The organism is Oleiphilus sp. HI0080, assembly GCF_001635135.1.
Window position 1 is genome coordinate 1 of sequence record NZ_LWFU01001245.1, and the last position, 570, is coordinate 570.

The 570-nt window shown below is 46.5% G+C and carries 1 pseudogene; it reads right to left on the minus strand.

The annotated features are described in order from the left end of the window. Positions 1-570 (minus strand): annotated as a pseudogene (locus A3751_RS23325) (2-oxoglutarate dehydrogenase E1 component); the annotation flags it as partial.

Sequence of the window (570 nt, forward strand, 5' to 3'; positions counted from 1 at the left end):
ATGACAATCTCTTTCGCACCGTAACCGCCTGCACGCTGAATCAATTCATCGATTAACGGAATTAAACTCTCACCACCCTCAAGACCAAACCGCTTTGTACCAGGGTAACGAGATCCCAAGTATTTCTCTAAACCCTCTGCAGCACTTAGTCGCTCAAGCAAGTGAATTCGTGTATCCCGCTCAAAGTCAGGTTTGCCACGGACGGACTCAAGACGCGCCTGAAACCAAGAACGAACCTTGGTATCAACGATATGCATATACTCCGCACCAATAGACGCGCAATAAGTACTTTTCAAACCATCAAGAATCTCGCGCAAAGGCAAGGTCTCATCACCAAACGCCAAGCTACCTGTCTGGAATTCGGTATCAAGATCTGCCTCACTCAATCCGTGATAGCTAAGATCAAGATCTTCTATTTCCTGACGTTTCATCAAATCTAACGGATCAAGCTTAGCAACTTGGTGACCACGAATACGATAAGCTGTAATCAGCTGAAGAACTTTTACCTGCTTTTGCTCATGTTCAGAAACGGCACTAGCGGGAGCGGTGCCACTTGCTGAAAGGGCTTTG